Here is a 19,913-nt window from a genome sequence, read left to right as displayed (position 1 = left end):
GTGCTGATAAAACTATTGATATTAGTCAATATTCATAACCAAGACCGCTTTACTCTGATTTTAAATATACCCAAGTAGCCAGCGCAGAATTTGCCAGCTAAGGCCACTTGGGTATATTAATCTAATCAAGGCGGTGGCAATGGATAGTCATAAATTTAGGGCCTTCATGAAGGGATTGTCTCGTCGGCAATTTCTTGGGCATTCGGCCAAGGCTGGGGGGATGGCGGCAATTGCAGCGAGCGTCCCACTTCCTTTTTCTAGTACAGCGCAGGCGCAAGCTCCAGCGAAAGAGTCAGCGGAAAAAATCACCTACAGTGCTTGCTTGGTAAACTGCGGCAGTCGCTGCCCGCTCAAAGTGCACACCCAATATGGAGTCGTCACCCAGATCTCGACCGAGAGCGGGATTGATGATGCGGCATGGGGACAGCACCAGATCCGCCCTTGTCTGCGAGGGCGCTCAGTTAAATGGAAAACCTACAGCCCAGATCGCTTGAAGTATCCGATGAAACGGGTCGGAAAGCGTGGTGAAGGGAAATTTCAGCGTATCAGCTGGGATGAAGCAACGACGATTATTGCAGATAAGCTCAAGTACACCATTGAGAAATACGGTAATGAAGCTATTTATTACCAGTATGGCTCGGGCTCTACCGGGGCAAACCTGCTTGGTCGAAATGCCAACAAACGCTTCTTGAATACGGTGGGGGGATTCCTTGAGCAGCACGGTACCTATTCGACTGCGCAAATATCGACGGTCGAGCCTTATGTTTATGGCAGTGGCCAAGGCAGTTTAATCTCCAATATTGCCCATTCAGATTTGGTGGTGATGTTCTGCCAGAACTTGGCAGAGACCCGTATGTCTGGCGGGGGCCAGATTACTGAAGCGTTCGAAGCGTTGAAGCGCAGCAATGCCAAGGTCATCATTATTGACCCCCGCATGTCCGACAGCAGCATCGCGTTTGATGCCGAGTGGATCCCAATCAAGCCGGGTACGGATGCGGCACTGGTTGCTGCGCTGGGCCATACCTTGGTTGTTGAAGGATTAGCCGATGATGCGTTTATCAATCGCTATTGTGTTGGTTGGGATGCCAGTACCCTGCCGGCCTCCGCACCAGAGAATGCCTCCTACAAAGATTACATCATGGGTAATGGGCCGGACGGTATTGAAAAGACGCCTGAGTGGGCAAGTCAGATATGCGGGATCTCACCGATTAGGATAAAACAATTGGCTAGGGAAATGGCTGGGGCTAATGCGGCGTGGATTTCACAAGGGTGGGGCCTGCAGCGTACCGCCAACGGTGAACAATCGGCACGGGCAATCATGATGCTGCCTGTCATGACCAAGCAATTTGGTAAGCTAGGTACCAATACCGGTAACTGGGGCAGTAGTGTTAAGTATACGGTGCCCGGATTTGCCACGGCCAACCCGGTGAAGACATCGATCCCTTGCTTCCTCTGGACAGATGCGATCACCCGCGGGACTGAAATGACCGCAGAAAATAGTTTTATTCGCAACAAAGACAAACTGGAAACCAACATTAAGTTCTTGTGGCATTTTGCTAGCAACGTCACCATGAACCAGCACTCGGATCTTAATAAAACCCATGAAATACTGCAGGATGAATCCATGTGTGAATTTATCATGGTGTGGGATCACCATATGACCCCGTCGGCGCGCTATGCCGACATTTTGTTGCCTGATGTCACGACTTTGGAAACCAGTGATCTTATCGATAACTCCTATGCGACGGGGGCCTATCATTATGTGACCCGCTTGCAGCCAGCGATAGAGCCACTGTGGGACAACCGTCCGACCTATGATGTATTGGCCGATATTGCCAAGAAAATGGGGACCTATGACGCCTTTACCGAAGGACGGACTTACGAGGAATGGATTGCACACAGTTACCACAACCTGCGCAAGGGTAACCCGCACCTACCTGAGTTTGCAAAAACCGATGGCATGGGAGTAATCGATCGCAAACTGGCCAAGGCCGAAGACCATATTGCGCTTAAAGCCTTCAGGGATGATCCGCAGGGTAATCCACTCAAGACCCCGTCAGGCAAAATTGAAATGTACTCTGAACGCCTGGCAAACATTGCCGATACGTGGGAGTTGCCAGAGGGCGATAAGATCACCGCTGTTGCTGAGTATTGTGAGAGTTTCGAAGGCTTGGGTGAACCTGAGCGCATGAAGCAGTTCCCATTGCAGATGATTGGCTTCCATACCAAAGGCAGAACCCATTCTACCTACCATAATGTGCCGCAACTTCGCGAAGCGGTTCGAGATGAAGTATGGATGAACCCAGTAGATGCCGAGTCACGGGGATTGATCCAAGGCGATCGTGTGCTGGTGTTTAATGATCGCGGTGAAATCCATATGCCAGTGAAAGTTACTGCACGGATCATTCCGGGGGTTGTCGCCGTTCCGCAAGGGGCTTGGTATCAACCGAATAAGCAAGGAATCGATGTCGGAGGATGTATCAACACCCTGACGACACAGCGGCCTTCTCCTTTGGCAAAAGGTAATCCGCAGCATTCTAACTTAGTGGAAATCCGAAAGGCTTAGGGGGTGAGAAATGGCGCAATATGGATTTTATATTAATTCTGCAAAGTGCACCGGCTGTAAAACCTGCTCGGTGAGCTGCAAAGACAAGAAAGATCTGGGTGTTGGCCCTAAGCTCCGTCGCGTATATGAATACGGCGGTGGCACATGGCTACAGAAAGAAGGGCTCTGGCAACAAGATGTTTACAGCTATTATGTGTCGGTTGGCTGTAACCACTGTGATGAGCCAGCCTGCGTGCAAGGCTGTCCGACCGGTGCAATGGCGAAAAGGGAGCAAGATGGACTGGTCGTTGTTGATCAAGACCAGTGTGTTGGCTGCCGGTATTGTGAAATGCGTTGCCCTTACGGCGCGCCACAATTCGATGCCGAAAAGAAGGTCATGAGCAAATGCGACGGTTGCTTCGATTTGCTGGAACAGGGTAAATCCCCCGTCTGTGTCGAGGCGTGTCCGCAGCGTGCGATTGAATTTGGGCCGATTTCTGAATTAAGACAAAAGTATGGTCAGCTTAACGAAATAGCACCATTGCCTAACGCGAGCCTGACCAAACCTAACTTGGTTATTCATCCGCACTCGAAAGCAAGGCCAAGCGGAGATAAATCAGGTGCGATTCAAAACCAGGCGGAGGTATAACCATGCATGAATTACCTTTGGTGTTTTTCACCGTATTGGCTCAAGCGGCAGCAGGAGCTTATTTAATTTTACTGTTGAGCCAGCCTGTCAATGGCATGGGTGAACGCAAATTGTCTATTGGTATACTGGTGTCCATGGCTTTGCTGTCAGCAGGGATGCTCGTTGGTATGTTCCACCTTGGTATGCCAGTACGCGCATTGAACCTACTGGCTGGTATTGGCCGCTCGCCAATGAGCAATGAAATTTTGCTCGGTGGGGCTTTTGCCAGCTTTGGTGTCTTGGTCGGTTTGGCCGGGTTCTATGGCAAAGGAACCGCGGCACAAAGAAAAGCATTGCGTTGGGTAACCGCGGTTTTTGCTATTGCCTTTGTCGCCACCATTCCTAAGGTTTACCAATTGAGCACGGTGGCTGCATGGAATACACCGCACACCACCATTCAGATGCTGGTATCAGTCTTTATTACGGGTGGGGCGTTGGCGGCAGTATTAGGCGCGTTCCGTCATGGCATTGCAGTATCCATTGCTGCGGTGTTTGTCACATTGGCACTGCGTTTTGACTACATCACCTTTGTAACGGGAGTAGAGCCGGTATTGGCCGCTCAGCAGAGCAGTCTTTGGGTTACTCAAGCTATCGCGCTGTTAATTGGCGGTGCGCTGGCCTTCTTTGCCCTCATGAAACAAAAATCGGCCCCACCGATACTGCTGTCTGTTTGCAGCTTGGTGATAATTGCTGAGCTTGTCGGGCGGGTGAGTTTTTATAATTTGTGGTCAATCACCATGTAACCGCAATGAATGTGAACATTAGAAAGCAGGCCAGGAGAGAATCTTGGCCTGTTTTTTATTTGGTACTAACAAAATGAGGAACAGAAATTTGTGGCGAGGATTGATAAAAAATGAAGAGTTTTTTGATATTGATCTTATTGAGTTTCGCGAAAGTCAAAATTGATATCTACATTTAGATATGTCGATTATCTCGTCACCGATCATGCAGGAAACACTTATGATAAAGACGCCACTGAAATGTGTTGCAATGATAGCAGGCTTACTGGGGGCATCGGTTGTATATTCAGCAACCAATACCAATGATACCGATATTCCAGCGAGTATTCTGACGCCTGATAAAGTGGAAACGAGCATCGGTACGCTAACCTTCAAAGATGGGGTACCCAGTGAGCAAACTATCGATGTGCTCTATACGAATTTAGATACTATTCGTGCCACTGAAGTCTTTATGAATGCCATTCCTATGGCCTCGTTAGAGGCGCTGAGGATCGGCCATGAACACATGGGCGTGACTCAATCCAATCAGGTGCTGCTGTTTGATAACTTGATGGATTCTAAGCCGCTTTTTCTGACGGGTAATACAGACACGGTGTATGCATCTGCCTTTTTGGATCTTGAGCGCGACGGACCGACGGTGGTCGAAATTCCGCCGGGTATGGGGCCAACGACCGTGAACGATGCCTTCTTCAGGTTTGTGACCGACATGGGGGCCGTTGGCCCAGACCGGGGGAAAGGGGGGAAATACCTGATCCTACCGCCTGACTATGCAGGTGACGTTCCACAGGGCTATCATGTTTCGCAATCAACCAGTTACGTGAACTGGTTTATCGCGCGTGGTTTCTTAAAAGACGGTAAAACAGATGCGGCTGTAAACGCCTACCGTACTGGCTTGAAAATATATCCGTTATCGAAGAAAGATGCGCAACCGGCGATGGAGTTTATTTCCGGCAGTGGGAAATCCTTCAACACCATTCACGCCAATGACGAACACTTTTACGACGAAATCAAAGCTGTGATTGATAAAGAGCCGATAGAATTCATTGATCCAGAGTTACGAGGCTTGATTGCATCGATTGGTATCGAAAAAGGCAAACCGTTTACCCCCGATGAACGCATGCAGATGATCCTCAAAGATGGTGCGGCAATCGCTAATGCAACTGCACGGGCGCTGATGTTCAAGCCGCGCAATGAAAAAGCGTATATTTGGGATGATCGTAATTGGAAAACGGCCTTTATCGGCAATGATTACCAATGGTTGATTGATGAAGGCAATGGTGGGCGCAACCTTGATGCGCGTACATACTTTTTCTACATCGCAACGGTAAACACACCGGCGATGGCGCTGAAGATGGTGGGTAAAGGCTCGCAATATGCGGTTGTTGATAAGACGGATAACGGGGAGTTCTTTGATGGTGGCAAGAATTACAAGTTGACTATTCCGGCTGATGTGCCCGCGAAAAACTTCTGGTCGGTTGTTGTCTACGATACCCAGACACGCTCGGAGCTGCAAACTAGCCAGCCGTTCCCGAGTAAAAACGACAAGCGTGATAATATGGTCGAGAACCCAGATGGTTCGGTCGACTTGTACTTTGGTCCATCAGCGCCGAAAGGGAAAGAGTCAAACTGGATCCAAACAGTACCAGAGAAGGGTTGGTTTGCAATTCTGCGTTTATACGGCCCCCTTGAGCCGTGGTATGACGGCAGTTGGAAGCCCAGTGATATAACCGAAGTGAAGTAATTAATTAGCCGGTCAGCCTAAAGACCGGCTTTTTTATGCTTGGCTTCTTTTTTTCCTAGTTTTCCGTTTTAGTAAGTACCGGCCTTCTTCGCCAAATGAAGAAGCACACTAAGCCCGATAAAAAAAGCATGAAAGATGCCGGCTCAGGGATCTCTGCAAAATCATCGAATGCCCAATAAGAAATGTGCGATAAGGCAGGCTGTTTCCCTCCATTGTTAATAATTCCTGCGGTCGACCAGTCACCTTGGCTTTGTGGCGTGTTGAATATATTTAAAACAAAAGAATTAGCGGCTTTGACGGTTGATATCGATGCGAGTTCCGGGATGAGAAAAGTACCACTTTTCAGTCCGCCAGAATCAGTAAGGAAGCCGTAGTTATTGTCCGATACCGAGTTGGGTTCATATTTACCCAGAAAGCTTAAATTGGACTCATTGGTATGGCTATCAAAGAGCGTAAAATATTGGTGGTCGTTGATTTCACTGTTGCCGATAGAAATCCCAATATCAAATAGAAAAGCTAACACACTGCCGACGTCTTCAATCTTGTCGTTGCCGCTATTGCCAATCGTGTGGGTGTATGAGGTTTCTGCTGACAAATTGCTGTGATCAGCCACGCTCCATGTAAAAGTATCACCGCCGTTTATAACGCAAGACAGATCAGTTGAACCGTTGCCGCTGCCTATATCTAAACAAGAAATAGGCGTCGCTTTAGTATAAAAAGAGCAGAAAATAAATAGGATAGAAAATATAGATTTAAGCCACATAAGAGAACATTCCTTGTTCTTTTGAGCACAAAAGTGCACTTTTCACAAATTTAAAGTTAACTTCATTACAAATAAGATCCATTTAAAACCACTATAGCAGTGTCAGGATATTTTACAGTTTTAATGTGGCTTGAAATGGCATTTCTTCAGCTTCTATGGAGTAGATACATTTGGCAGGACAGGGGAAAGGCAATTTTTGGTAAAAAAACGGAGCACCTGCTCCGTTTTTTCAAACTTGATGGAATCGATTAACGTTCCCAGTAGGCTTCTTCCAGACAGTCTTCGCGCTCTGGCAAGCCACGTGAAAGGCGAGGGGCGTGCTGGGTCAGTACTTCATAGCTGACGCGGTTTGAGTACTGGCAGATCTGAGAGAAAGAAGAGTAGCTCAAGAACTCAGCGATATGTTTGCCCGAGTTAGGTACATTTGCCTTGTGGAAACGGTTAGCTGACATGTCGTGCAGCAAGGCAGACAGCGCAGCATCACCGGCACCATTGGTGTTCTTAATTTCCACCGGGCCGCCAAGGTAAGGGGCAATGTGCGAGTATACGCGGATTGGGTTCTTACATGTATTCTTCTTCATTGGGCGGCTGAATTCGTATTTGTTGAAATCAGCAATACGGCCCGGCAAAAGAGGTAACGTTGATTCGCGCTTGAGCTCATCATCGGTGTAACCAGCCATGTAAAGCCCCACCGGACCTGCTGTACACAGAACCAAGTCGACCCATTCAAGAGCCTTATCAGCTGCAATTAGCGGATCTTTTTCGCCGGTTAGGGCCTCGGCCTCTTCTTCGTTCATCGCCACGCAGGTAACGTGATCCTTGAGGAAGTCGATCCACCAATCTTGCATGCCTTCAATGACATACTTGGTACCTAGGGTCAGGACAACAGGTACGTTATGTTTCTTGGCGTATTCGATAGCTTTCAGTGCCGAGTCTTTCATTGGATCGCCCGGCTTGCCTCGAACCAGGTAGGAAGAAAGAACAAGTGCAGACGCATTTTCAAACGCACTTTCTGGTACGAATTCAGGCTTAAGCTGATTCATCTCCCCTTCGTTGATCGCAAAAGTTCGTTCACCGTCTTCGGTGATAAGGGTGTAGCAGCGACCAATTGGGCCATCAACAGGTTGCAAGAAGTCTAGATCCATGCGGCTAGAGGTATTGCATAGGTAGCGGTAAGCGTACGATCCAATCTTAAGGTCTTGACTCATTACGCCAAGAAGAATTGACTTGTCATCCGCAAGAACTGAGTAGTTGTGTAGGGTGTTACCAATGGTATCACCTGGGTACTCATGGCTGATAAGGTTGCGCTCTTTCAGCTCTTGGTAAAGTAATTCAGCTTTGTCTTCAGCGAGAACCAGTGAATGACCTTTACTAAGGTTGTGGCGGGCCAGGAATTCATCGTCGATTCGTGCTTCGATATCCACGATAGTTTGGCCGACACCCACAAGGTGAGTACGAGATAGCGGATTTTCTTGCTGGATTTGAGCAACTAATGGATCGCGGGCATTGACTGGGAAGTAATGCTTGGATTTACGCTGACCAGGGAATTTCATGTTTGAAGGCTATCGGTTAAAGGGAATTTTGTTTCATTGTATCATAAAAATGAGATTTATATCCCAATTCATGACGCTAACAAGACATTTTTAGATTGGTTGCTGGTTTTTTATTCAGAAAAAAACAGCGTGTCGATCTTTAATCTATAAATGCTTATTTTGCAAACAAAAAACAGCCACGATTTGGGCTGTTTCTTCGCAAGCAAAAGATGATTATACCTGATCTTTCATATGATACTCAACGGCAACAGATTGCTGCTTCGAGTATCATGATTATTACGAAAGCAGCTTAGGTTGAAATGCTTTTTCACCGGCAACAGGGCGGTTCACTGAAATCGCACGGCCTTTCTTCATTCCTTTTTCGTAGTCATCGGTAAGGGCATTCATGGCCTCCTGAAGCTGCTTCTTGAAGGTTTCTCGGTCAAGATTCTTGAACTCTTTGTCGATGAAGTTTGTCATGCGCTTATCATGGTCGTCATCGGTGTTGAGCTCGGGGAGCTTCTCCAGGGCGCCTTCAAGCCAGCCGGCAAGAAACGAGGATACCCGGCGAGACACTTCAGCATTGCTGGTTCCGGTGCCCTGAAAGCTGTTTCTGAATTGGCCTGTTTGCTGGTTCATTTCACGATATACGATGTCAAAAGCAAAGGCAGCAAAGATCGCACGCTCAGCGACACCAATGAACTCGGCCTGCTTGAGTCCTTTGTGGTTTGTCAGCACACATTCAACACCAAAGCGGCGGTTGATGCCACGGATGATCTTCAATATCTGCTGGCTGATGTCGGCCGGAAGCAGGGTCTTCGTCTTGGTTTTGCCCATCTGGATAAACTCGATGTCATCTTGCTCAAGGCCGTATTTCAGCATCAAGCGATGCGCCATTTTTATGGCTTGTGCGGCTTCATTGACATTGGCGGAGTTACCCAGCTCGAGGCATTTTGCAATTTTTTTGAGCGCCTTTCGCTTCTGTTCAGACATTCGATTGCACCATGATTGAAAAGGGCACACATTTTAACGTGTTCCCATAGTCAGCACAATTGTCTTGCGCGGATAGTTTATTCAGTTTTTACCGGAAAAATATATACCTCTCTCAGCAGTAAAACACTCCGTCAGCGATGCTGGCACTGAGTAACAGGGAGCGCTGATTCTGTTGCGCTCGGTGGTTAATATCAAACAGTTGATGACGCTCCTTCTTGAGTCTTGGCTATCGGGAACGCATAATATTCACAGTTTTCACTTCAGGTATCTTTGCTATGACAGCGACCTACCAATCCGTTGACGTACCCTTTGAATATCGCCATACCTGTTGGTTCTGCGGTGAGCCCTATTTTGAATCGTACGCTTTCATGCCGTCGCCTAATTATGATCACCAAACCTTGCCAGTGCTTCTGCCTAGCTGCCAGGAATGTTACGGCCTGTGTAAAGGTATAAAAGCCAGTGATTTGGAATTGCTACGCGATAAGGTGAAAGAGCAGCTCCATCGCAAATACCAAAAACATTTGCAGATAGGGGTGAACTGGACCAAGGAGGAACTGGAGCAGTCGGAGTTTGAAGGAAAAGCTCTCGAAGGCTTTCGTGAAAGTGCTTGGGCCATGTTTGAAATTGCCAAAGCTCGGGTGAATTACCAAGGCTGGCCCCTGACTATTGACGGCTTACCGGTTGCGGCATTGAGTACTGGTTTTCATATTCAGTTTGATGGTATTACCTATACCAGCCTGAGTCATGCTGTGGAGCAACTGGCAAAAGCTTATAATATTCCGCAGCAATATCTTGAAGACGTTGTTGAAGTCGTTGGGCGTGACCGTTTGTCCTATGCTGTCCGTTTTGCCAAAACTACCTATGGATATTCGGCCGCTGAGCGCGAAGCCAGTATCGATAGCCTGAAAGCCCTACTTGCGGAAGAGGCAGCCATGTCATTGCCAGAGCAGAAGAAAAGTAAGGGGGTTGATGTGAAAGTTGGCGATATTGCCGAGTTGATTTTGCATCGAACCCTCATTCCAACGCATGCTACGCAATGGGTCCTCAGACAAGGTATCAAAACCCTGAATCAGTTAGCGGAGCAAGAAGATGCGTTCTTTGAGCATTTTGGTTCCGATTCAGAATTGACCGCATTTAGTTATTTTACTGCCATGCAGGTCTATCTGGAGCATCGAGAGCTTGAGCCGGACTGGGCCGAGCAGCAAGATCCTAATCGTCAGTGGTTTGATATGCTGTAGCTACTGTGTCAATCCCTACCAAAGGCGCCAAACGGCGCCTTTGGTCATATATGGTCAGCGATTATTGATTATAACGTGACCATACCATAGTACGGCCGTTCTCATCGAAGGCCAGCACTTCATAAGGATCTTTCTGATCGTTGTACTCCATTCCTGGCGAGCCCATAGGCATTCCCGGAACTGCCAGACCGATCATACGTTCAGGCTTCGATTCGATAAAACGAAGGATGTCTTCAGCCGGCACGTGGCCTTCAAAGGAATAACCCTCAATTTCTGCAGTGTGGCAAGAAGCATAATTAGGGCGGATACCCAAATCAATTTTGGTTGGTGTCATATTTTCTTTGTACACCATTTCTAGCTCGAAGCCATTATCTTCCATGTGCTTAACCCACTCTTTACAGCAGCCGCAGTATGGCGACTGGTAATTCGTCCCTTTGATCACTTGGGCAAATGAGAAGGTACTGGTTGTAATCAGTGCAGTTGCAATTAGGGCTTTCGAAGACGTTTTCATAAATATATCCTGTCAATAAGTTGTTGATTTTAAGTGTTTTAACTTGCTTAAGAGAAGGCTTTACTGCGCTTACAACATGTGTGCGCGTAAGAGGCTGGGTATGTGCCCAACCACAATTAAGCAGTGACAGGGGGGCGGAATATGGCTCTTTTGAACAGACGATTGGAGCCTTCAAATTCTTTGTAATAGTGCAGGCCTTCGAGAGGCGCGACAGTAAGCTCATCGGCGAGGATGGCCAGCGGAACTTGTCCTGAGTGGCATTGGTTGTCTTGGCAGCACTTATCTGAAGATGCAGTGCCGGCGGTATCGCAGTGTTCACCGGGTTTGGAAGCCAAAGTGATGATGCTGGCTTTCGGTGTACAACAAGGTGATATTAGTGCAGTTGCGCTACAGCCATGGGCGTCCATCGAGGGGTATTGAGGCGCAGATGCACGTGATGCTACTGAAACAAACAGCATCATGATGATGACAATGTTGGCAATCATCTTTTGTAGGCGCATAGATAACCCAATTCAAACGGACAAGCACATTATATCCGGCATTTTCGAAATTGAGCAATCTCAACAGCAAGCCGGGCTCGTTTTTGGACAAAAAGTAACAAGTCCATGATCGGGCATTGTTTTTCCATTTTTTGCGCTCAACCCTTGTGTGACGCGGCTTGGAAAGCGATGAAGCCTTACTTTTCTCTGACAAAACCTATTGTGCGATCGGCTTAAATAAGTGCAACGAAAAAATACAAATGCGCGTGGCACAGTGCGCAAGGAAACTATGATGCAATATACTGAACAAGACCGTCAGGTTCTTCATGATACTTGGATGAGCTATAAGGCGAAAATGCGAGTGACTCAAATTGAGATGGCAAAGCGTCTTGGGGTCAGCCAGTTGGTTTTTTCTGACATCCTTCGTGGCAGTGTTCCGCTAGAGCACCGGTTTGTCACTCAGTTCTGTAGCTATATTGGCGTCGACCCTGTGCTGACACTGCCTTCGCTTCGTAATCAGGTTGGTGCCGAGCTGCCAAGTTCCGTCACTCTAACCAACACTTTTATTGTTGACGGCGATATTAAGAATGTTCGATACAGTGGCAATCAACTGGTTGTTGAATATGTACACAGTGTTGAAGTGCATTAAAAGCGGCTGATATTAACTAGGCTGTTTATTGACACCTCTGCGGTTGGTTTTCAAGTAAAACCAGTCGCAGAGGTGTTTTTGTTGGGGAGAGGACAGGTCAGTCGGGTGGTGGGGGAAGCGCTATCTTCGTTGCAGGATTTTTTTCGAATTAGGCTGGACTGCCGGGGATACCCCCCATTCAGGGATACACATGTACAAGCATGCGGCCCCAAAAATGGATGCCAGTAGGTCTGACGGCCAGTGCATACCAAGCCAAATGCGGCTGATACCAACGCCTACGGCCCAGATAATGATGATACCGGCCGGAATAATTTGGCGGCGTCTTAAAAAGAAACCTCCCCAAAAAGCCACACATACAGCGGTAAAGATAGTGTGCCCGGAAGGTAGCGAATAGTTAGTTTCACCTTGCCAATGAGCAATACGCCACTGGCTGACACTTTTGCTTGCCTGCTTTACCGCCGAATCTTTCTCTGTATCGCTCAGAGCATAAAAGGCCTGTGGGCTATCCACGATATGCATGGATTGCAGTTGATGGGTGTATGGGCGCGGAACCTCTGTAATATGTTTCATTACGGTTTTTGCCACAAAGCTGAGTGCGAGCAGAAGGGCAAACTGAACTCCCAGCTTGAATAGTGCCTTCCTAGGCAGCTTGAGCACCACGGGAATAAGCATGAAAACGGCGACAGAGACCAAAAAACCAGGGTTCCCGGCAGAGTGGGTTAACAGCGAGAAAAACATGCCGCTAACGGCCGATACAGGTCCATCCAGGTTAGCCTGAGAATAGAATACCAGTACTGCGGATAACAGGGTGGTCATTAGCAGCAATGCGATAAGGCCGGGTATTTTTCTTTCAACGAATGGACGGAGGAACATAATCAACACACTTCATAAAATGGAAAAGGAATTCTAGCAGAGTATACGGCTTAAAAAGTAAAATAAGTGTCATAAGTCGTTAGATTAAGTTTAGTAGGGAATAAGATGAAGATAGCCGCAATAGGATTAGGCGATATCGCTGTAAAGGCACATTTGCCGGTACTTACCCAACTGGAGAATGTTGAGTGGGTTTTTTGCACACGTAACCCAGAGCGTTTGCAGCGGCTGACGAAAAAATATCATGTTACTGAGGCCTATACTGATTATGCGGATCTGGTTAAAGCCGATATCGATGCCGTTATGATCCACAGTGCAACGGTTTCACATCCTGTGTTGGCTGCCTTTTTCTTGAATCTCGGGCTACCGGTGTTTGTTGATAAGCCTCTGGCTGATAACTATGAGCAATGCGAACGTCTCTACGATTTGGCTGAACGTAAGCAGACCCCGTTGTTCATGGGGTTTAACCGCCGCTATATACCCCTGTATAAAACTCATCTTCCGGGTCTGGCTGGTGTACACGCGTTGCCTGAAACCCAACCATCTTCAGAGCCATTGTTATCATTGCGCTGGGAGAAGCATCGCCATGACTTACCGGGTGAAACTCGAAGCTTTATCTTTGATGACTTCATCCATCCGCTAGATAGCATCAACCTCAACGCAAGCATTGCACCTGAAGAGCTCTACATTACGACTCAGTCAGCCCAAAATGTGGGCCGAAATCTACTGGGGCGACTGGATGTGCAATGGCAACAGGGAGAAACCTTGTTTCATGCCTCAATGAACCGCCAGCACGGGGCGACGATGGAGACAGTGACAGCAAACTACCGCAATGCCAGCTACCGATTTGACTCTTTCGCTGAAGGAAGCCGCTGGCTTAAAAACAAAGAAGAGAGAATCAAGTTGGCCGACTGGACACCAATGCTTGCCGCGAAGGGCTTCCATGCAATGGCAGAGCATTGGCTTGATGTGGTAAGGGCCGGAAAGCAATCTCTTTCGTTAACTCAGCGAAACGTGCATAGTCATTTATTGGCGGAGCATGTTGTTCGTCAGTTAAGTAAAGAATAAGCCGCTGCGGTTTCATGCTTTGTGGTTGGGGGATTGTTGAGCAGCCTCACAAAAAATATTTCGTGTTCGAAACATTTGAGGCGGAATGATTGATGTGTGCCATAACCTCCTATAATAGCTGACTATTTTACTTGGTTGTCTGTTTTAACAGCAGAGTCTCAGAGCTGTAATTATAAAATATAAAGAAATATTTCACTGGTATGGTTGCGGGCGAGCTGTTAAAGTGCCGCCCCTCACACACACCGTGAGATTATTATGCTAAGCAATACCCTAAAAGGTAGCGATAAAAAAGTTTCAGTTCTAACGATTGGTTTCTTGGGGCTGTTCCTCCTGTTTTCCCTCTATGATTTGACTTTGATCGGCCAGATCATTGATACCGCCTTTTCCTATTCAACCGCCGTATTTGGCCAGTTTTGGCAATGGTTGATGGTGACTAACCTCGTTATTGCATTGATGATTGCTGTTAGCCCATTTGGCAAGCAACGCCTTGGTGCAGTAAACAGCAAGCCGACAATAGGTACTTTCCGTTGGCTGGCGATGATCATGTGTACATTGCTGGCTGGTGGCGGTGTGTTCTGGTCAGCGGCTGAACCGATTTACCACTTTATGACAATGCCGCCAAGTTTTGATGGCGTTGAGGCACAATCTGCGTCTGCTGTTGTTCCGGCGTTGAGCCAGAGTTTTATGCACTGGGGCTTCCTAGCGTGGGCTGCGCTAGGTACTTTGGCAACGATTGTACTCATGTATGCCCATCATCAGGGTGGGGTAAAACTGCGTCCGCGAGCTTTGCTCTATCCAGTTGTTGGCAACAAGTTGGAAAACCACTGGCTGGGATCGGTTATCGATGCCTGTTCAATTATCGCGGTTGCGGCAGGGACGATTGGCCCGATAGGCTTCCTGGCTTCACAGTTAGGTTATAGCCTAGAAGTGGTTGCCGGGATTGAAAACAACGCTTCAGGCCAGATGGTTATTCTGGCAGTGGTGGTTGCGATCTACTCGCTTTCCGCCTTTACCGGGATGGACAAGGGGCTACAGTGGTTAAGCCGTTTCAATATTATCGGTGCATTTGCATTGCTGTTAGTGATGCTAGTGTTCGGTCCGACTCAGTTTATCTTTGAGCACTTTGGTTTGGCGTTTGCCTCTTATCTTCAGCATTTGCCTGAGATGAGTGTGAATGCAAGCAACCCGGCGTGGAGCCAGTGGTGGACTTGGTTCTTCTGGGGCTGGTTCATCGGTTTTGCTCCTATGATGGCAATCTTCATTGCTCGCATTTCTGAAGGTCGTAGCATTCGCGAACTCATCCTGACGATAGCGGTGGCAGCGCCAATCGTGACTAATTTCTGGTTTACCGTCTTGGGGGGAACCGGTATCTTCTTCGAACTTCAGGTTCCTGGCAGTATTTCTGGTCCATTAGCTGACTCAGGTCTTCCAGCAGTATTACTCGCTTCACTGGCCCAGTTGCCATTTAATGAACTGTTGATTCCGGCATTTTTGGTACTGACAACGACTTTTGTTGTGACTACCGGCGACTCAATGGCTTACTCCATTGCCCTTGTTGTATCGGGTGACAACCAGCCGTCTAAGGCACAGCGTTTGTTCTGGGCCTTGGCGATGGGCATTATCGCTGGGGTGCTGTTGCTGGCAGGCGACGGTGGCTTGAATGCGTTACAATCGTTCATCGTGATCACGGCGGTACCTGTGTCTATGTTAGTCGCTGTGACCTTGATCACTGGCCCAATCGCGGTGTTGCGAATGCAGGACAAAAAAGCTACAGCCGAGTCCCAGCCGCATTGGGAAACGGCACCTGTTGCCAGTCAGCCGTAGTAAAACCAGTAAGTAGATAAAGCGCAAGCCAAATACATGGCCTGCGCTTTCATTTCACTCAACTACTGACTAGTCACTAGCCTCCCATTCTGGTATATCAAGCCGTTCTCCCTGTCATTTTTGAGCAGTACAGGCCCATCAAGGTCGACCAAGTCCGCTTGGCTGGCAACGGGAAGAGCCGCTTCCATCGCCAGTGAGGTGCCTACCATGCAGCCAACCATAATATCTAGCCCTTGCTTCCTTGCTTGGTCAGCGAGCTTGATCGCTTCGGTCAACCCGCCGGTTTTATCCAGTTTGATGTTCACCATTTCGTAGCATCCGATCATCCCGGCAATGTCATCGCTGGTATGGCAACTTTCATCGGCGCAAAGGGGAATAGGATGCGGGATGCCTTTTAATAACCCGTCTTTGCCGGCGGGAACCGGTTGCTCAATCATGCGAATGTCATAGCTAGTCAATGCCTGGAAGAGCTCTGACAACGGTAGGTTTTCCCATGCTTCGTTGGCATCGAGAATAATCTCACACTCGGGGGCCTGCTCGCGAACGGCAGCAACACGCTCAATTAAGTTTTCGGCATCAAGCTTTACTTTGAGTAGTTTTGCACCTTGGCGGCATAACTCGCGTGCTTGCCTAGCCATTTTTGCAGGTGTATCGATAGAAACCGTCAGTGCGGTGACTATCTGAGGCTTAATGTCAAAAAGTGGCGTAGGAAAACTCGTCTCGGCGTTGAATCGCCAGAGAGCACAATCGATAGCATTTCTTGCTGCACCTGCAGGCAATTGGGGAACGAGTTCTTGCTGCACAGCTTGGGCTGACAGGGTTGGGTGTTGTTCAAGCAGTCGATTGAAGTGCTCAATTTGTTCGATCACGCTATCTATACTCTCACCGTACCTGGCATACGGTGTACATTCGGCGCTTGCGCAATGATCGCCTACCTTAAGCGTCGCAACGACAACATCTTGGTGGGTGCGGCTACCGCGGGCTATGACAAAGGGTCTTGCGAGCTCAAATCGTTCGTGACGGGCAGAAAATTTCACAACGGATCCTCTTATAGCTGGTGAAGTTGCTCGGCTATGGCTGAAACGCCAAAACGAACAGGGTCGGTAACAGGCAACTGATATTGGCTTGCCAATTGCTTGCAGTAGGTCCGGGCCTCGTTTTCGTTTAATGCTGATGTATTGAGGCAGATCCCGACAAATGTTGCCCTTGGGTTGGTCAGACGAGCGGCAGTGAGGTTCGCTGCCATAACAGTGTCCAGCGTTGGCATCGGCATATGGGGAAGATGGCGGATATGCTTGCGCCCAACTTCGTGGCATAGCACCATTGCATCAGGCTGAGCACCATGCAGCAGTCCCATACTGACTCCGGCAAAAGCGGGATTGAGCAGTGAACCTTGGCCTTCAATGATATCCCAATCATGATCATCAAAATCAGGGCTAATGGCTTCAGTGGCACCAGAAATGAAATCTGCCACAACGGCATCGATGGCGATACCTTTGCCGGAAATAAAGATACCGGTCTGTCCCGTAGCGCAAAACTGAGCGTCTAGCCCTTGTTGGTTCATCTCTTTCTCTAGGGCGAGCGAGGTGTACATTTTACCAACCGAGCAGTCAGTACCGACGGTAAGAAGGCGTTTTCCCGCACGGGCTTTTCCGTTACCTACCTCAAGCTCACCATCAAAATGGCGAACGTCGAACAGCTCACAGCTATTGGCGCTGGCTCTTTGCGCCAGAAGTCTATTGTCTCCCAAGCGCTGGTGCATACCGGAGGCTAAATTAAAGCCAATATCCAATGCCTGTTCCAGAGTTGGTAGCCAAGTTTGAGGTATGAAGCCACCGGCATTGGCAGTTCCCAGCACCAGAGTTCTTGCGCCTTTCGCATAGGCATCGGCAAGAGAAAGATCGGCCAGCCCGAGGCTGACTGTTTCTGGTGTCAACCTTAGCTGGCCAGTACAGATTTCTGGGCGCCATTGCAGGATCCCTCTGGCTGTCTTGGCGGCAAGAGGGTCTGTAACATCACCGAGAAACAATAAGTAAGGCTGTGGAATTTGCATGATTCATCCTTGGTTCTTTTAGTGTAACGACACCATAATCGAGCCTTGAAAAAAGCACGAATACTTAAATGTTTCAGGGGTATAACATCAGGTTATAGTCGGTTGATTGAGTTACTGCATGCTTTTCATGCTGTTTTCAGAGTGAATCGAGGGAGGAGATAACGGATTGGTCTTGTACAAACACCCCCTGCGGGGGAGAGTTCATACCATAAGGGCGATGAGTTTTTAAAATCTGTGTCTTGAGGGTGTGGTCAAGTCTATTATTTACGCTTTTGCTTAGTCTGTGCTTTCACGCGTTTTGAAACAAGGTAGTGCATTGCCAAAAGAGAGTCATAGTTCATAAGTTACCTCTATAATTATTAAGTTGTAATTAAATTACCATTACGTGATGTAATTACTACTGCAATGGGAATTTTAGTGTGACGCGCATCACTTTTCAAGTGGTTATTGGCATGTGTAACTGCGGGTGTGAAATTTAATTACAAAAAATGTTGTCTGTGAGGTCGGCAGGAGAAACGACCAATTAAACGGAATTACATTATTAGAATTGGGATAATTCACTATTGACGATCGGGGACTCTGATAAGCATTGGCGTAGCAGGTCAATAAGCTGATTTGCCGTAGAGGATAATGGGGAATTGTCGGCAAATAAGAGGCTGACAGACACGGGGAGCGGCTCAGACAACGGGTGAACTGCAAGCTTATCCTGGTAGCTTTTTGCTGTCCATGGATCAACAACCGCAATGCCCATCCCCTGTATGACCAACTCTGCAGCCGTGGAGTATGAGCGCACGGAAAGTTGGAACTGATGATCGGGGCGGTGGTGTAGGATAGACTGCTTAACTGCCATCCCTAGAGGATCCCGCGCATCAAGGCCTATTATTGGTGCCAACTCAAGCAAAGCGACAATTGACATAGCGTTTTGTGTGCTGGGGATATCCCTGGGCAATAATGCGACCATTTCGGTATGCACGAGTACTTGACTGGTGATCCGCGGGGGAGCCACTTGGCCAAAACTGATAGCAAAATCAAGTTGGTTATCAAGTAGTGCGTCGCAAAGTTCATTTTGGTTGCCAGTTGAGATTTCAGCCGAGATGGCAGAGTCTTGGGATAGCCTAGCGACGACGGGGGGGAATAAGCTCGTTGAGAGAACAGGCGGAGCACCGACACGTAAATGAGTGTGGCCTTTTTGTAATTTGCTCGTGAGTGATTGAAGACTGCCAAGTTGGCGATACACCTTTTCGGCTTCTGGCAATAAGGTAAGCGCTTGGTGTGAAGCAATTAACCGTCCTTTGTGGCGGTGAAACAGAGGGAAGCCAAGCTGGAGCTCGGTATGGGCAAGGATACGGGTAATATTTGGTTGCGAGACATGCAGTAGTTTAGCTGCACCTGAAACACTGCCTGTTTTCATGACAGCGTAAAAAACTTCAATTTGACGAAAATTCAATGGCTATCCTTGTCTTGTTATCGCTCCAACCCTTTGCTCATCAACATAACATATATCCTGCAGATAGAAACAACCCAGCCTTGATTGCCGGGTTGTTTGCTTTGTTGAGTTGTTATGAATGGTTATTTGTCAGCGACCGGTACCATAATGTGTACGTAAGGTGTGTCTTTCCACATTACATAAGGCCCGCCAGAGGAAGGGTCATCGGTAATGCCTTCGAGCATTGCTTTAGGGACTATGATCATTAGGTGTGGTCCGGTTTCCACATAGTCATCAGCGTTCTTTGGATCTGGATGATAAGGATCAGTGTTGCTGACACCGGCACCACGGTCACCTTGTAGCATATAGGAAATACCAATTTTAGTTGCCGTAAAGTCTTTCTTATTGACCATCGCTGTCAGCATTTCCATCCATACGGCATCGTTGCACATTGGCATTCCATCATTCGGAAAGGTATCGGGCATGCACGTCCAACCATTAGAGCCTTCAACAACTATTTTGCCATCCACAACAATCGTTGCTTCATCACTGATAGATGCCGGGGCTGCAGATTTTGCTCTGCCAATTTTTTCTGTCATCAAGTCTTCCGTCATCTTGTCGTCTTCGGCAACAGCTGAAGTGACAAACAAGCTTGTTGAAAGTACGGCAGATACATAAAGAGCTGATTTCAAGAGATTAACCATGATTATTTCTCCACCTAGTTTGAAATCATCATCATGGATCGAGCTGTCATATTGTCATGACACCATAAAGTATAGGGCGTTATTGCTAA

18 protein-coding genes are annotated in these 19,913 nt (G+C 47.9%); 8 read left to right on the top strand and 10 right to left on the bottom strand.

Annotated elements, in window-relative coordinates; translation table 11 throughout:
* The first annotated feature begins 139 nt into the window (after window positions 1-139).
* The 4 genes from C9J03_RS12510 to C9J03_RS12495 all read left to right on the top strand — a co-directional run bounded on the left by C9J03_RS12510 (window position 140) and on the right by C9J03_RS12495 (window position 5,714).
* Window positions 140-2,566, top strand: coding sequence for a DMSO/selenate family reductase complex A subunit (locus C9J03_RS12510; protein WP_044623413.1), 2,427 nt, complete (start codon window positions 140-142; stop codon window positions 2,564-2,566).
* 10 nt (window positions 2,567-2,576) lie between these two features.
* Window positions 2,577-3,194 carry a DMSO/selenate family reductase complex B subunit gene (locus C9J03_RS12505; protein WP_044623412.1) on the top strand — a complete coding sequence of 206 codons (618 nt, stop codon included), beginning with the start codon at window positions 2,577-2,579 and terminating at the stop codon, window positions 3,192-3,194.
* 2 nt (window positions 3,195-3,196) lie between these two features.
* On the top strand, window positions 3,197-3,976 hold the full coding sequence (locus C9J03_RS12500; protein WP_044623411.1) for a dimethyl sulfoxide reductase anchor subunit family protein: 780 nt from the start codon (window positions 3,197-3,199) through the stop codon (window positions 3,974-3,976).
* 217 nt (window positions 3,977-4,193) lie between these two features.
* Entirely contained in the window at window positions 4,194-5,714 is a 1,521-nt protein-coding gene (locus tag C9J03_RS12495; protein ID WP_044623410.1) for a DUF1254 domain-containing protein, read from the top strand.
* Between the two features lie 55 nt (window positions 5,715-5,769).
* Here C9J03_RS12495 and C9J03_RS12490 read toward each other — a convergent pair whose 3' ends face one another.
* The 3 genes from C9J03_RS12490 to C9J03_RS12480 all read right to left on the bottom strand — a co-directional run bounded on the left by C9J03_RS12490 (window position 5,770) and on the right by C9J03_RS12480 (window position 9,002).
* Window positions 5,770-6,477 (bottom strand): PEP-CTERM sorting domain-containing protein, encoded by a 708-nt coding sequence (locus C9J03_RS12490; protein WP_044623409.1) that lies wholly within the window; start codon window positions 6,475-6,477, stop codon window positions 5,770-5,772.
* A gap of 248 nt (window positions 6,478-6,725) precedes the next feature.
* Window positions 6,726-8,030, bottom strand: coding sequence for an inosine/guanosine kinase (locus C9J03_RS12485; protein ID WP_044623408.1), 1,305 nt, complete (start codon window positions 8,028-8,030; stop codon window positions 6,726-6,728).
* A gap of 276 nt (window positions 8,031-8,306) precedes the next feature.
* On the bottom strand, window positions 8,307-9,002 hold the full coding sequence (locus C9J03_RS12480) for a DUF2786 domain-containing protein (RefSeq protein WP_039461320.1): 696 nt from the start codon (window positions 9,000-9,002) through the stop codon (window positions 8,307-8,309).
* Between the two features lie 275 nt (window positions 9,003-9,277).
* On the opposite strand from C9J03_RS12480, the gene C9J03_RS12475 reads away from it, so the two are divergent.
* Window positions 9,278-10,240 carry a hypothetical protein gene (locus tag C9J03_RS12475; RefSeq protein WP_044623407.1) on the top strand — a complete coding sequence of 321 codons (963 nt, stop codon included), beginning with the start codon at window positions 9,278-9,280 and terminating at the stop codon, window positions 10,238-10,240.
* Between the two features lie 61 nt (window positions 10,241-10,301).
* On the opposite strand, the gene C9J03_RS12470 is transcribed toward C9J03_RS12475, so the two are convergent.
* The gene (locus tag C9J03_RS12470; RefSeq protein ID WP_044623406.1) at window positions 10,302-10,751 is read right to left on the bottom strand and encodes a DUF411 domain-containing protein; all 450 of its coding nucleotides are present in this window, start codon (window positions 10,749-10,751) and stop codon (window positions 10,302-10,304) included.
* Between the two features lie 116 nt (window positions 10,752-10,867).
* A complete protein-coding gene (locus C9J03_RS12465; RefSeq protein ID WP_044623405.1) occupies window positions 10,868-11,251 on the bottom strand; it encodes a hypothetical protein in 384 nt (127 codons plus the stop codon).
* Window positions 11,252-11,522: 271 nt separating this feature from the next.
* Here C9J03_RS12465 and C9J03_RS12460 point away from each other — a divergent pair, with 271 nt between their 5' ends.
* Window positions 11,523-11,879, top strand: coding sequence for a helix-turn-helix domain-containing protein (locus C9J03_RS12460; RefSeq protein WP_039461314.1), 357 nt, complete (start codon window positions 11,523-11,525; stop codon window positions 11,877-11,879).
* 120 nt (window positions 11,880-11,999) lie between these two features.
* On the opposite strand, the gene C9J03_RS12455 is transcribed toward C9J03_RS12460, so the two are convergent.
* Window positions 12,000-12,752: a phosphatase PAP2 family protein gene (locus tag C9J03_RS12455; RefSeq protein ID WP_052829778.1), complete on the bottom strand. Its 753-nt coding sequence runs from the start codon at window positions 12,750-12,752 to the stop codon at window positions 12,000-12,002.
* Window positions 12,753-12,857: 105 nt separating this feature from the next.
* Between C9J03_RS12455 and C9J03_RS12450 the strand changes: the two genes are divergently transcribed.
* Window positions 12,858-13,817 (top strand): Gfo/Idh/MocA family protein, encoded by a 960-nt coding sequence (locus C9J03_RS12450; RefSeq protein WP_044623403.1) that lies wholly within the window; start codon window positions 12,858-12,860, stop codon window positions 13,815-13,817.
* A gap of 255 nt (window positions 13,818-14,072) precedes the next feature.
* Entirely contained in the window at window positions 14,073-15,641 is a 1,569-nt protein-coding gene (locus C9J03_RS12445) for a BCCT family transporter (protein WP_044623402.1), read from the top strand.
* 62 nt (window positions 15,642-15,703) lie between these two features.
* On the opposite strand, the gene dgcA is transcribed toward C9J03_RS12445, so the two are convergent.
* From dgcA to C9J03_RS12425, 4 genes are all read right to left on the bottom strand, one after another.
* Window positions 15,704-16,678 (bottom strand): N-acetyl-D-Glu racemase DgcA, encoded by a 975-nt coding sequence (gene dgcA / locus C9J03_RS12440; protein ID WP_044623401.1) that lies wholly within the window; start codon window positions 16,676-16,678, stop codon window positions 15,704-15,706.
* Between the two features lie 11 nt (window positions 16,679-16,689).
* Window positions 16,690-17,694, bottom strand: coding sequence for an N-acetyltransferase DgcN (dgcN, locus tag C9J03_RS12435; protein ID WP_044623400.1), 1,005 nt, complete (start codon window positions 17,692-17,694; stop codon window positions 16,690-16,692).
* Window positions 17,695-18,235: 541 nt separating this feature from the next.
* A complete protein-coding gene (locus C9J03_RS12430; protein ID WP_044623399.1) occupies window positions 18,236-19,141 on the bottom strand; it encodes a LysR family transcriptional regulator in 906 nt (301 codons plus the stop codon).
* A 122-nt stretch (window positions 19,142-19,263) separates the two neighbouring features.
* A complete protein-coding gene (locus C9J03_RS12425; RefSeq protein ID WP_052829777.1) occupies window positions 19,264-19,824 on the bottom strand; it encodes a hypothetical protein in 561 nt (186 codons plus the stop codon).
* Between the last annotated feature and the right edge of the window lie 89 nt (window positions 19,825-19,913).

Source organism: Photobacterium gaetbulicola, from assembly GCF_003025515.1.
In the GTDB taxonomy this organism is placed as follows: domain Bacteria; phylum Pseudomonadota; class Gammaproteobacteria; order Enterobacterales; family Vibrionaceae; genus Photobacterium; species Photobacterium gaetbulicola.
Note: the sequence above shows the minus strand (reverse complement) of the source record. Positions and strands in the feature narration are given on the sequence as shown.